The organism is Candidatus Peribacteraceae bacterium (genome assembly GCA_041661065.1).
Classification (GTDB): Bacteria; Patescibacteriota; Gracilibacteria; order Peribacterales; family Peribacteraceae; genus CAIKAD01.
This window is the reverse complement of the sequence record JBAZVD010000001.1, coordinates 885,510-898,507: the sequence shown is the minus strand read 5'-3', so window position 1 is coordinate 898,507 and position 12,998 is coordinate 885,510. Positions and strand designations below refer to the sequence as shown.

Sequence of the window (12,998 nt, the reverse complement as noted above, 5' to 3'; positions counted from 1 at the left end):
TGGAAGGATAGGTCGATTGACGCATGCCCTTTTCTTCAAAAACCAATAGACCCAACAGTATTATTAGCCCCAACAAGACTATGGTGAGACGCAGGAAGACGTTTCGTATTCTTGTTTGGCCGGCAGAGTACGCAAGTAATGATTGCATGGATCTATTGGATAGAAAATTAGTGAGCTAGAAAAGATGCATATCTCCTACCTCTTCTCCCTCATCAGCCGCTTCTGCAGCCGCTCCTGCCGCTTGCTCTGGCGCTGCTGCCGTGCCCGCTGGATGCGCGAGGGGGAGGCGGAAGAGGAGGAGGAACGGACGGAAGAGGAGGACGGCGTTTGCGGCAAGAAGGACAATGTGCGGGTGATTTCTTGGTAGACGGACTCAGCCTCTTCGTACTGTTCCAGCTTGGCGATGATGATCACGGAGTAGATCATCTTATCCTTGGTGGCGAAAATCGCCTCGCCTCGCTGCGTCTTTCCAACGGTGAACCGATACTTCCGCGCCGGGAGGCCCAGCAATTCCGTGTCCGTGGGGTCTCCTGCCGAGGCGTAGTTGGGTACGTAGTAGTCGCCGTATCCATCCCCCGTGGGGCTCTGCGTCATCAGTCGTGTGAAGTAGCCATCCAGCTGCTCCTTGGTGTAGTTCAACGTTATGGGGGCAACACCCACGGAGATGCTCGTGGAATACACGTTCGCCAGGAGTTCGGGGGACCACGTGGATTTGCGGAGCTCTGTTGCCCAGCCGTTCGTCGGCTTCCATTCTCCAGTATCCACCACCCATCCGCCGCCCGTGGGGGCGGAGAACGTGACATTGCGGAGGGCGTGCTGCCCTATGATGAGAGGCGCTACGGAGGAGGGAGAGGAGGGCCGGGAGGACTGCACGTTATTCTTCCACCGCAGGTCCAGCTTTCCGGGGTCTGCGGAGGTTCCCCCTACGGCGCCCCTGCGCGGGCTGGCGTAGGCCGTGGAGGCGGAAGTGAAGAGGAGGAGGCCGGTAAGGCAGGCGGCGGCGAGGCGGGTCATGGGGGTGGGGGAGGAAAGAAGACGGTACTATCAAACCACTATGAGAGGGGGGAGGGGAGGGGGTCCGGAAGGGATTGTTTGGGGGTAGTCAAATTCTTGGCTAATGGAAGCCCAAAAAGACGTTCTACAGGGGTGTGGAACGGGGGGGTAGGTTGTTATCTGTTTGTTCTACCTCATCCCCCTTGCCCCCTTCTCCGTCCTCGTCATCGGAGCCATGCGTGTTTGCTTTGATATGACTGCGTCAGGTTTGCGGAGAAGGGGGAATGTTTGTTGTTTGGCAGGCTGCAGTATTGCCTGTTCAATGCGGCAGAGGACGGACGGCAGATCGGTCATGATTTCCTCGTTCTTGAACCGCAGCGTGCGGCAGCCCAATTCCCATAAGCATGCATCGCGGTTCCTGTCATATTCCTTACGCTCCCGCTTCTCATGGATGGGGCCGTCCACTTCCAATGCAAGATGATGCGCCATACAAAGAAAATCCACGACATACGCGCCAATGGGGACCTGGCGGCGAAACTTGTATTGCCGGAATCGACGGTTCCGCAATGCCGCCCACAGGTACAACTCTGCATCGGTCATGTCCTTGCGCAAGGAACGCGCAAAGGCTTTTCTTCCCAGCCGCTCCCGTTCTTCATGCATGGACAAACGATAAACATGTACAACAAACATGACAATACTTCATTCCTTTCGGTGCATATTTCCCACAGCACGGCCTGAAAAGGAAAAGAGTACGCCCCTCTCCCCGCACCGTTCATTCATTTCAACCGTCACCTGGGGGGAAGAATGGCGAGGCGGGAGAGGGGTTGGGGGTGAGGTAAAACAACAAAAAGAAACCCCCATAATGCCTCTACTCCCTCCACCTAAACGTATTAAAGATCTCCTCCGCGAGTTGGGGGTTGTCGGTCATCTGATTCATGCAAATGACTACCGTGCGCTCATCCTTTTCTGCACAGAAAGCATAGACCGATGTCGGTAAGGGTGTCCCTTCTTGTTTGCAGATGATTTGCTCCCAATTGACGGGGTATTCCCATCCTTCCAACCCGCGACCATCCCACGCATCCATCCTGCCCCAGGCCGCATAACCGTTTGCATCGCTGATTACTTTCGTCTGAGAGGCGCCAGTGATGGAGGAGGAGCAGGGGACGGAATTAAGTTCATAGATTTCAACGATAAGATCTTGAGGATAGAATTGAAACTTGGGCGCCGAGAAATTTGTATATGAGATACTTCCATCTGATCGTGTATAACGATAATTGAATGTTCTTGTAGTATTCAAAGAGTAATACGATTGAGTTGCAAGATTGTTAGTCCCTCCATTGTTTTCGTCAGGCACAATACCGCTACAGTTTATAAGTAGCGCGCAACTAACACAGATAAAGGAAGCTTTCTTCATTGCCATATAAAATGATAGTTACTGGATGACTCGTTCTTAAGCCAAATGTGTTTCTTACCGTCATCATTAGAAACCAGAGTACCATTCATATCGACTTCATACCACGCTCCTGTCCCTTCATCCCACATCACTCTTGTCATCTGCCCGATTTGTTTACCCGATTCCCATGCATAAGCCAGGTTTTCTGCACCAGTCACTTCATTTTCGTCATTGCGAATATTTACCCTCTTCATGGCGATTTGTTCGGCATCGTTCACTAATGTCATAGCACCATCACTCCAGTGCATAGTGAGTTCCTTATTACCAACCGTACCTTTTACGGGGAATCCGGGTTGCATCGCATCTGCCCAGCGGTACGTATTCACAGGAGTGCCGTCACTTAAGTGTATCCGGAAGTCAAGGTGGTATCCAAATGAATACCCTTCATCGCCAACCTTTCCTAAACGCGCATCGGCTGATACATGCAAAACCTGTGTAATGAGTGCGTTAATTGCTGCTTGAGCATTTGCCCTTTTCACTGCCTCAGCATTTTCATCGGCACCTTGTACCCTAGCTTCTTGAGCACCAAGGTACGTTATACCGGTTAGGTCCTCGAAAATGTGCGTCATGTGGTATGTCGTGATTTTATAGTGTGTACCATCAAGATTGTCATATTGTATGGCGACTTTGCCTTGTTCCAGGTCGACTTGCGTTACTGTTCCTCGGCATGCAGCTCTTACTGTTCTATCTTTGTCAGCATCTCCCGCGACATTGAAGTCGATTGCATACAACCCCAAACCATCATGTTCAGTTGAACCCATACCAAAACTCCAATCGCCTGGAGCAACGGGAAATGTTAACTCAGAAAGGAATATTTTTTCCCTCTCATGTGCAGGTCCTTCTGGCAGCGTTGAATAATCCCCCACGGGATTCTCCGATAAGCCGTCCCACTCCAGGAAGAATGGTTCCGATGAAGTGCAGTAAATTCTCTCAGAATCATCTGTGGCTCCCTCGGGCCAGCTCACGAGTTTGATCTTGAATCCCTGGGGGAAATTGAGGTGTCCGATGTATGAAGCGGGGATATCGGTGTAGAGCTGGTTGCGGATCTCGCCCGTGAGAGGATTATTGTGGAGTTTCTCCCCCGTGTCTCCACGGAGGAGGTAAATGGCGGAGTGCCCGATAGCTTTCCCGTTGATGGATTGCGGTAGGTCAAAAAATACGCGGATGGTGCCATTGGTATAGTAGACATCCTCCGTGCGCACATGCATCAGGTCATTGGGGGTGTAGTTGGGATTGCCATTGAAGATTGCCTCATGGCCAGCATCCTTGAACACGTTTACGAGGTTGGTGATGAAGCGGTTATAGTCGCCACTCACGGCCGGATTTGCCAGCCTCTCCCCGGAGATGCCGGTGATTTTCTCGGCTTTAGAGCACATTGCGCGGAATTCTTTCATAGTCTTGTTCGGCATTTGTTGCGCAAGTCCCAGAAAAATGCGGCCAATGGTAGTGTCTTTTCGCACGTCATATCCTTCCACATTCTCCAGGGCACCGCTTGAAGTCTCTTGGTACCAACCCATCACTTCTGTCATTGTTATCGCGGCATCGAGTGTAGAAAGGTCCAATGTGCCATCGTCGCTTCCTCCCCCCACCTCCCTCTTCACATCCAGATCTTTCGGCGCTATTCGCGCTTTCCCATCCTCTGGCGGGGGCATTCCTGTATCCGTCCACAGATTGTGGTCGCCATAGAGCGTTTCCAGCATGGCGAGGCGGCGCTCGGCGGGGTCTTCGATATCGCGGAAGCCGTCGAGCATGGAGTCGTTCCAGTGGAGCACCATCCACTCCAGCACGTTCTGCCGCGACTGTGCTGTGCTTCGAGGGATTTGTTTGGGGACGTCTTCAGGGTTCATGGAGCCCTCCTTTCCGTCCGGGTGGTACACCTTACCGTTCGGGCGGATGATGGTTCCGTCCGGGAGGATGGTGGTGCCGATGAGGCCCCAAGTGGATAAGTTCAAGATACGCTGCTTGCACTGCTCATCTTGCACTTCCCAGAACAGCTGCTCTTCGTACAGCTCGTAGAAGTGGTTGGTTACCGCTCCGCGGATGGCACCCGCCGAAGCATATGCCAAGGGAACAATCAAATTCCTCCGTTCCGAATGCACATTCCACCAATTTTCGGCATGGGCGAAGCGCGCATTCATTGTGACAAAGTCGCCTTGTTCGCCGGCCAGCACGCCATAGTAGGTGTCATCAGCCACATCCTGGATGATCTCGCATGCGGCATTGATGGTACGCTGCGATTGCGTGATAAGATCCTGCCGTGTCTGGCGTAAGGAATCGACCAGGCGGCCTTCATTGAGGCCGGGATTCTGCAGCACAATCGAATGGGCATACGCCAGCAGCGCCTCTTCGTCTTCAGCCGGCGTTGCGCCAAAGAACCACGGCTGCGCGTTCTTTGCCACATCCCGAGCGCTGAGCGTTGGGTAGAGATGGGAGATGCTCGCGACATGATAGGCGAAGTTCTCCCGGACACCGGGGTCGGTGAGGTCGATGGGAGGAAAGGGGTTCTCGTCCACGAATTTCGCAACGCTTCCCGCGCTCTCCTTATACATATCCGTGAACCTCTGGCCGTTCCAAATGAGTGTCATGGTGGCGATCACGTTATCCTCAGGGTCTTTCAGCCTCAGTAAGACCTGTCGCGCCGGCAGTCCGATGGGCAGAATGAGCGTGGCGGTTCCCGTCCTGGTCCCTCCGGGATGCTCCACGGTGAGGTACGTGTATGACCTCGTAAGGTCGGGAGGAACAAGGTCCAGGTTGCTCGCATCATGGGGAGACTGGAATTGTACGGTCACTTGTCGATTTCCCGTCACCACATCCATCACGGGATTGATGATTTCGGATTCCTCCATCGCCTTCTCCACCGCCGCGTGCAGGGAGGCACGGATGTCTTCCACGCTCTGCCGGTGTTGCGCCACGTCTGCGGCAAGGGTGTCCAGGACAGATCTGTTCGCCGCTTTCCGGTCTATGATATGCAGGATGTCTTGGCGGATGGCGTTTACGATGGCGCTTGCGGCATCACGGATATCCGTCTGTTGTTCCATTGTCGTCTGCACTTCCTCAAGCGTCTGCGTCAACCTTTCGATTGCTTGGGCGTTGGCGTTGATGAGGTTGGTGAGCTCTTCGAGGCGCGCGTTCAATTGTTCCAAGGAACGTTGGAACGCTTCAACGCGCCCCGTGTATTCCGCTATCCAATTCGGCAAGTCGGCAAAGGCGTCCGCAAATTGGCCGTACTCTCCTTCGAAGACTTGGAGCGCCTCTTTGAATGCGGGAAGGTCCTGTGCGGGGTTGATGTCCCGTGTTTCGCCGGTCAGGTCTGCGAAGAACAGGCGCAAGGCCTCCCGTTCGTCGGTGAGCGATTGCGTACGCGCGGAAATTTCCGCAATGATGCCGTCGTTTTCCTGCTGTTGTGCTTGGCGGAGGTTCCGGGCGCCGTTGATGGCGCCGTACAAGACGACTGACTCATCAGTAAGTTTCTCGATCCGCTCAACGACCACATTGATTTGCGTACATATTTGCTGGTACGCGTCATGCGTTTCATGCAATGTCTCTTCAGCCGTATGCTTTTCCACAGAAACGGCATCCGCACGCGCACGGAGGGTATCGAGCGACTGGGAAACATCAAATTTTACCTGCTGTGCAACCAGTATTTGGTCCGCGAGCTTCTCCAGAAGCTCTTTGAGTGACGTGAGCTTGCGTTGCAGTTCCGTACGTCTCTCGAGGAGCTGGTCAAGCTGCGACCCGGATGACCTGACACGGGGGAACCTTGAGGCCATGTTTTCGAGCCGAGAAATCCTCGATTGCGTCTGTTCCAGATTCCTTTCGACAGAAAGGATTTCAGCCTCCGTTTTATTCCACTGGGATAACAGCGTTTCCAACTGTGCCGTGGCTTCCGCAAGGGCCGCCTCGGCTTCCGGCAAGTGTTGTTCCAAGTCTGCATGCTCTTTATCCAGCGCGGCGATACGGTCCTGGAGCCCGTAAAAAGTATCTACCAGCTTTGTAGCTTCGTCACACAATGGCTGCCAGTTCTCTCGTGTCTCCCGGTCGATGAGCTGATCTACATTCGCCCTCGCCTGTACCTTCCCTTCAATGTCCGCATCGGTTTCCTCCATTGCCTGTTCCAAGCCGTCCTTCCGCTGAAGGAGTTGCCGCAGTTCTTCGATGCCCTGTTCGTACGTATCCAAGCGGCTGCGGAGGAGAGGGAGTTTCTGTTGCCAGTCTGCTTGTCGGTTGAGGAGATTATCCACCGTGGTTTGAGAAGCATTCAATTGCTGCCGTTCATAGGCAGCCCGTTCTTGCACTTGGTTCCGTTCCTCCAGCAGCGGTGTTTGTTGGGCTTGCATCCCCTCCAGTGCCTGTCTGATCGCTGTAGCTTGTGAGGACAGGTCTTGGATGCGTTGCTCCGCTTCCTCGACTCTATCGGATTTCTCCACGAAAATAGCGAATTTATCTTGGGACTCCATTCCCAGTGCTTGCTGCTCCGCCGTGAGCGTGTCGAACCGCGCGGTATCCTGCACGAGTTCCGCGTTTTCCGTCTTCCAGAGATCGGAGAAGGTGATCATGTCTTGCCTCGTCTGCTCCGTAATGGACGAGATGGCGAGCGTGTCGCGCGCTTGCTCGTTGAGAAGTTGTTCTTCCGTGAGCGCGTACTCGATGTCGTGGATGGTATTCAGCTGCGCTTCGGTAAATTCCCCTTCCGCCCCTGTCATGAGATACCGCTTCTCCAGTGTCTCCAGGGAAAGCTGCCGCCGGGTTTGCGGGAGGCTTCTCTTCGGATGCTGGTGCTCTTTGAGGGAAGGATCCTGGTCGACTTGCGGGCGGTTCCTGCTTGGCATGGGCAGAGAGGGGAAGAACGACACCATCAAAGCACCGCCGTGGGGGATGGGGGAGAGGTCTTTTGGAAGAAAAACTGTCAAGGGTGAGGTTCCTGTGTTCGCCCGGGGATGAAAGACGTTCCATGGGGGCGTGGAACGGGGAAGATTTGTGTTGTTATCTGTTTTGTAACCTCACCCCCCCGGCTCCCCTCTCCCACCAATGTCACATTTCCGAAGGCTGCCTTCCCAATGCGGCAAAGAACTTGGCGCGGTTGAAGAGGGCGGGCTCATTCAATGCACGATATCCGTTCGGTTCGATGACGATGAGACGAAGGTCTTTCAGTTCCGGGTTTTTCTCCGTGTAATCCTCAAGCTGGAAGCCCCTGAAAGCATCACAGGAATGCGGTTGGTGGTAGCCTTCTCTCACGTGATCCGCCCCGAAAGGGAGAACCCCAACCTCATCCTGTCGGATATGCCGGTGTAATTGCCCGGCTACGAAGGGATGGAGGTTCTGCAGACGCTTCTCGCGGCAAAATTGATCGAAGAGCGCTTGATACTTTGCCGGATCTTCGCGCATGACCTTTCGCATGGATTGTTGGAAGGCCCGGAGCTCTTGAGGAAATGCCGCATTCTGAACGCTATCCGCAAGGCCGTGTACCCTCCCCCGCAACTCATCGCCCCCTCGGGCACGCCAGATGGCGAAGTTTTCATCGCCCTTGAGCAGGTATAGAGACATTTCCGCCTGCCGGTCCATTCCTTGCTGCAGAAAGGCCATGATGTTTCTATGATTGTCCGCAGGCACTCCGAAGGGTGCGGAAGGATTGTTGCGGTATTGTTCACACAGTTGCGCGTTGTCCGGTTGCGCCTGAAGCTGTTCACATGCGCGCTCCCACGCGCCGTTCTCACTCGACAGCCCCTCATAGAACACATGCATACGGTCGATGCCCACGCAGTCAGCTACCGTCTGTTGGATCAAATACAATTCATGCTCCTGTTGCAGATAAGCCGCTAATTTCTCCGGACACTTTCTCAAGTCAGGCGCCATACCCGGCGCAAAGTGCGTGCACTTGAGGACCAGGCAAAGGCGTGATGCGAAAGCACGTCGAAGGTCCGCAACGGTTGTGCCATATTCCTGCAGTGCTTCAATCATGCGGTCGCCCACTTCCCGCATTGCGGCTTGTCTTTCGTTTTCCGTCTGGGGAAGGGTCGCTGCAGGGGGAGTTTCGGGAGCGGTTGCAGCGGCAGATTCAGCATCCTGTGGAACTGCAGGCTCAAAAACCAGCGCCATTCCATTCTGCAAGCTGCGGATATCACTGCCGGCTTTGATGCTCCGGGCGAGCGCGGAAAGATCCAGCGGTGTTTCGGGCTTCCGCGACCACGCCAAGAGGGCGTCGCGTGCGGAGTGGATGCGTTGCGCGATGCGGCGGGCTTCTCCCGGAATGCGCAGCTCATTGAAGTCCGGCTCGCGATCGAGCAACCGCGCAACGGTCCCCCGATACTTCTGCCGGCATTCCTCCACTTTGACCGGTGAGAGGTGCAGGGATTCGGTGGAACGGATGTCCGGCGCACCGTTGTTCCACCATACTCTGTACCATTCATCGTCGCCGGCGCCTTGGAGCCAGAACTTCCGCACCGGCGACAGCGGATCCTGTTCGGTGTTCATGGTGCCGTCGGGTGCATCGGGAGGTGTTTCCATGGCAGCTCACTACTCTACTACCGCTGTCAAGGCGGGAGAGGAACCGAGGAACGGTATACTCCCCCCATGACCGATTCCTCCGATGCGAGCGGCATGGATCTTGCCACGCTCATCTCCCATGCGTACGGCTCCGTGAACCTGAGCGTTCCGAGTACGGGCGTCCCAGAAGTCCCCGAAGGGTTGGAAAGCCTGGAGGGCAAGGACATCTTGCTCGTGGACGATTCCACCGACGTGTTCGCCGCGTTCATCCCGCCCCTCGTGGCCGCCACCGGCGGCAGCGCGCGGTTCCTCCGCCACACGGACGAAACGCAGGAGGAGCTGGTGGGGTTGGTCATGGGGTTCCAGCCCGCGGTGGTGCTCCTGGACGGGGAACTGGGGAACGGGGTGCTGGGGATGGCGGTGGCGCGGGAGCTGAAGGAGAAGGGGAGTGACGCGCGCTGCATCGGCTTTTCTTCCTCGCGCGGCACGCGCGAAGAGTTCCTGCAGGCGGGGGCGGAGAGCTTTGTGCTCAAGAGCGCGCACGATCCCTGGGGGACGCTGCGGGAGGTGGCGGGAATTCTCTAAGGAATGGGAATTCGGCAATGTAGCAAAAATTTAAGCAATATTTGACAAATATGTATTTTGAATAATACTAATTTTGCGGTAATTTATACATTGCTTTCAGAGCGACATATTCCGTTCTTTAACATCATCGCATCAGGAGAATAACCATGATTACCTCTGACCAAAAAGAACTTGAGTATTTGAGAAATAAATTTGGAGAAACGGCAAAATTTTCAAAATTCAAAAGGAGCCGTATCAACAGCAACTGGTTAGTAAGCGACGGATCAAGTGAAATTGTTGTAAGATTTTATCCTGCTTTCTTCGTCGACAAACTTTCAACAGAAGTTATGGTACTGAATGCTGTTGCTAACTGTGGCAACGGAATTCCGCAACTGTTAGGTGCGGATTCGACGCATTTTGAAAGGCCTGTTCTTTTTCTTTCCAGGCTTATTGGTAGTCCTGTTGCTGATTGTTCGCAACAATTGGAGACAATGAATGCGAGTAATTTGATTGCTGATTTGCAGAATCTCTTAAGGCGCGTTGCAGCGGTGCCAGTTGAGAACATCGGTTACTTACATGATCCAAGTGATTGCTTCACTCTTTACGAATACGCGGGAAAAATGGCGACAAAGCAAATGGATGTAATCAGTAAGGCCGATTTACTTCCCCTTGGAGTAAGAATCAGGATCATGGATAACATGGCTAAATTGCCAGCCATCTTGTCAGGAAACAAGCCGCAATTTACGTATCCCGACTTAAGTTCGGGAAACATTCTCATCGAGAAAGGAAAATTATCTGGACTGATTGACTGGGAATTCGCAATGGGATTCAACCCTGTCTATGGATTTGCGAATCTTCTGCTCGAACAAATTTCTGGTATTGAAGCGCAGTGGATTGCAGTAACCGATTTGTTGGATTGTTTTCCAGGCCAACAAGAAGAAATATTACTATTAGCCATGCTACGTGCAGTGGAATTGGTCGGCTATCTACCGACAACCGTTGTTTATAGTGAGTTACAAAGAAAAGACTTACTCGCTGCATTTTCAGTAGGAGTTAATGACATATTGGATCTTCTTGAATCCAGGTGAAAGGGAAAGAGTATGAATGGCATTTCAGTTATTGTTCCTTCTGTTCGCAAAACTGATGAAGTCCCAAGGAATCTAAGTAGCATAGCCTTAGCTTTGCGAAATTATAAAGGTCCTGGGGAGCTTATCATCATGGCCGATAGATCTTTGGAAAGTAATGACTTTCTCAAAATATTTGCCAGACAAAATCCATGTGTTCGACTTGAAGAAAGCAAGATTCACATAGGATCTGCAAATGCACGTCTTGAGGCTCTCAAGCTTGCGAAGCATAGTATCATCGTGTTTACGGATGATGATTGTTCTGTTGCTTCGGATTGGATTGTCCGCATGGAAGAAAGAGTGTCAACTTTCGGAGTAGTGACTGGCAATCTAGCGGCTAATAACCAGGAAAATAGATGTAGCCAAGTTGATGCTTATATCGATCAAATGAGAATGAAATCGGTAAACGAACTTGGTGAAGTGAAGTATATTTCATTCCCAAATTTCGCTATTTGGCGGCACTTGCTACCTGAGATTCCTTTTAGCGCCGATGAACGCAATATGGCGGAAGATATTGATTTGGGATGTCGATTGCGCTTAGCAGGTATTAAAATCTACTTTGATGAATCGATCATTGTCTATACTCAATATCCGACGTCTTTCTTAAGTCTGCTCAGAAGGAAAATCAAGCATGCCAAAGGGATTGCATTCTTGCGAGCAAATTTAGGCCGTGAGAATTGCATACATCTAGGCCTATCGGAATCGCCGGGGGAAATGTTTTTCCGCTGGTCTAACCTTGCGCTTCAAGCTTCTTTGACCCCGCTCCAAAAAGTTTACTGGCTTATGGCTAATATTGCTTATTGCTTAGCATTAGTGCACTACGACAAGAAATTTCTTAATCAAGGACTGTAAAATGAAAATTCTAGCCTCTTTTGCTCCTTCACAAGATGTGAAGGATCGCTTCTTTAGCACTACGCCAACCTCGTTAGGGTGGGCAATTGCTTCACTTATTGAGGAAATCGATTTGGGAAATCTACGAGGATTTGAATACGTTCCCAAAATCTTTGATCCTCTGAGAGTTATGCCGGGGGTCTGGGACAGATTCCAAACAATTGTGTGTGACGAAAAACCGGATGTTCTTCTGCTTTCCAGCACATATGATTCACATTTTTCTGCAATTCAAATGGGATCGATTGCTAAGCAGAACAATCCAGAGATGCTTATCGTTTACGGAGGACCTCACATCGATGAGGTGACAAGTTCTCATGTGATGCAAGTCATGCCTCAGATTTATCCGTTTAACGAAACTGTCTGTCCATTTGATATTCTGATTAGAGGTGATGGCGAACTTGTTCTCCTTCACCTTATGCGGGAATTATCGAATATTGGATCTACAAGTGATTTGATTCGTTATCTTTTTAAACCTGAAGCGCACGAGTCATTCGCCCTTGTTCCGGGGGATTTTGCAATCCATGTAAGAAGAGATAGAGAGACGCATGTTATCTCTGGATCGTCTTTGCCGTTGGATATTTCGAAATTGCCGATTATGCCGCGCAAGATGTTCAGCAATGATTTAGATTTATATGGTTTCAGCTGTTTCCAGCAGAATAATAGTGACGGTACAGTATCGCTTTTGCCTTCAACTTCAACGATGCTGCATAGAGGATGTAAAAGTTTTTGCCTTTTCTGTTCAGAGAGAGGAGGTTATTCGGCACGCAACAATGCCCACATTGAAGCCGAGTTGGATGAATTAGCGAAAGCTGGCATAAAAGGAGTGTTCTTTGATGACAGCACTCTTGGTGACCACGAAGAATTCGGGAATCTAGTTGATATATTGAAAATATTCCCACTTCAGTACGGTTCGTTGAACCGTTTTGATGCACTTCAAGACCCATTTTTTGTCGAAAAGCTTGCAGACACGGGTTTTGTCTATCAGTACTGTGCCATCGAGCAATTGGATAAATCTGTGCTAAAGATGGTCGCCAAGGGACAGCGAATAGAAACCATTTGCCGAGGGATTACAAATCTTAAGGCCAGTGGAATCAAGCTTGGAACGTCACTTCTATTCGGTTTGCCTGGAGAGACTCCCGACAGTATTTCCGCGACAATGGATTATGTTGCAGAATTGGACAGGTTCGGAATCCTAAGTTGCGTGAGCATGAGCCTCTATTCATACCATCCCAATACCCCACTTACTTTGGGCACCCGGGAAGGGAATAAGATGCACCATCTCTTGCAGTATGATCGAGAACCGCCGAATCAAGGTGCCCCTTGGCACTTCTTTGAAGAGGGGCAATGGTTTCACCCCAACTGGGTTACTTCTGATTGCGTTGAGTACATCTATCGAAAAGCCCAAGAGCTCATAGGCCACAGGCTCGTTCGAAATATGTATAAGGACGGTAGTACATTGCTTTGAAGTTCACCGGGCACAGGCTAATCCT

9 protein-coding genes are annotated in these 12,998 nt (G+C 51.8%); 4 read left to right on the top strand and 5 right to left on the bottom strand.

Annotated features, from left to right (window positions below):
* Nucleotides 1–195: 195 nt before the first annotated feature.
* From WC698_04055 to WC698_04035, 5 genes are all read right to left on the bottom strand, one after another.
* Nucleotides 196–1,014 (bottom strand): hypothetical protein, encoded by an 819-nt coding sequence (locus WC698_04055; GenBank protein ID MFA6039409.1) that lies wholly within the window; start codon nt 1,012–1,014, stop codon nt 196–198.
* A gap of 168 nt (nt 1,015–1,182) precedes the next feature.
* Nucleotides 1,183–1,653, bottom strand: coding sequence for an endonuclease domain-containing protein (locus WC698_04050; GenBank protein ID MFA6039408.1), 471 nt, complete (start codon nt 1,651–1,653; stop codon nt 1,183–1,185).
* A gap of 208 nt (nt 1,654–1,861) precedes the next feature.
* A complete protein-coding gene (locus WC698_04045) occupies nt 1,862–2,407 on the bottom strand; it encodes a hypothetical protein (GenBank protein MFA6039407.1) in 546 nt (181 codons plus the stop codon).
* Nucleotides 2,404–7,149, bottom strand: coding sequence for a hypothetical protein (locus WC698_04040; GenBank protein MFA6039406.1), 4,746 nt, complete (start codon nt 7,147–7,149; stop codon nt 2,404–2,406). Before WC698_04040 ends, WC698_04045 begins: the two co-directional genes overlap by 4 nt.
* Before the next feature lie 328 nt (nt 7,150–7,477).
* Entirely contained in the window at nt 7,478–8,950 is a 1,473-nt protein-coding gene (locus tag WC698_04035) for a hypothetical protein (GenBank protein ID MFA6039405.1), read from the bottom strand.
* A 66-nt stretch (nt 8,951–9,016) separates the two neighbouring features.
* Here WC698_04035 and WC698_04030 point away from each other — a divergent pair, with 66 nt between their 5' ends.
* The 4 genes from WC698_04030 (at nt 9,017) to WC698_04015 (ending at nt 12,973) form a co-directional block, all read left to right on the top strand.
* The gene (locus WC698_04030) at nt 9,017–9,514 is read left to right on the top strand and encodes a hypothetical protein (GenBank protein MFA6039404.1); all 498 of its coding nucleotides are present in this window, start codon (nt 9,017–9,019) and stop codon (nt 9,512–9,514) included.
* Nucleotides 9,515–9,660: 146 nt separating this feature from the next.
* Nucleotides 9,661–10,581, top strand: coding sequence for an aminoglycoside phosphotransferase family protein (locus WC698_04025; protein MFA6039403.1), 921 nt, complete (start codon nt 9,661–9,663; stop codon nt 10,579–10,581).
* 12 nt (nt 10,582–10,593) lie between these two features.
* The gene (locus WC698_04020) at nt 10,594–11,469 is read left to right on the top strand and encodes a glycosyltransferase (GenBank protein ID MFA6039402.1); all 876 of its coding nucleotides are present in this window, start codon (nt 10,594–10,596) and stop codon (nt 11,467–11,469) included.
* Nucleotide 11,470: 1 nt separating this feature from the next.
* Entirely contained in the window at nt 11,471–12,973 is a 1,503-nt protein-coding gene (locus tag WC698_04015; GenBank protein MFA6039401.1) for a B12-binding domain-containing radical SAM protein, read from the top strand.
* Nucleotides 12,974–12,998: the final 25 nt, after the last annotated feature.

Excerpts from the sequence above, each read along its gene's own strand:
- WC698_04015 (MFA6039401.1), top strand. The coding sequence starts at position 11,471 with ATGAAAATTCTAGCCTCTTTTGCTCCTTCACAAGATGTGAAGGATCGC.
- WC698_04040 (MFA6039406.1), bottom strand. The coding sequence starts at position 7,149 with ATGACAGGGGCGGAAGGGGAATTTACCGAAGCGCAGCTGAATACCATC.
- WC698_04030 (MFA6039404.1), top strand. The coding sequence starts at position 9,017 with ATGACCGATTCCTCCGATGCGAGCGGCATGGATCTTGCCACGCTCATC.
- WC698_04045 (MFA6039407.1), bottom strand. The coding sequence starts at position 2,407 with ATGAAGAAAGCTTCCTTTATCTGTGTTAGTTGCGCGCTACTTATAAAC.
- WC698_04055 (MFA6039409.1), bottom strand. The coding sequence starts at position 1,014 with ATGACCCGCCTCGCCGCCGCCTGCCTTACCGGCCTCCTCCTCTTCACT.
- WC698_04050 (MFA6039408.1), bottom strand. The coding sequence starts at position 1,653 with ATGCATGAAGAACGGGAGCGGCTGGGAAGAAAAGCCTTTGCGCGTTCC.
- WC698_04020 (MFA6039402.1), top strand. The coding sequence starts at position 10,594 with ATGAATGGCATTTCAGTTATTGTTCCTTCTGTTCGCAAAACTGATGAA.
- WC698_04035 (MFA6039405.1), bottom strand. The coding sequence starts at position 8,950 with ATGGAAACACCTCCCGATGCACCCGACGGCACCATGAACACCGAACAG.
- WC698_04025 (MFA6039403.1), top strand. The coding sequence starts at position 9,661 with ATGATTACCTCTGACCAAAAAGAACTTGAGTATTTGAGAAATAAATTT.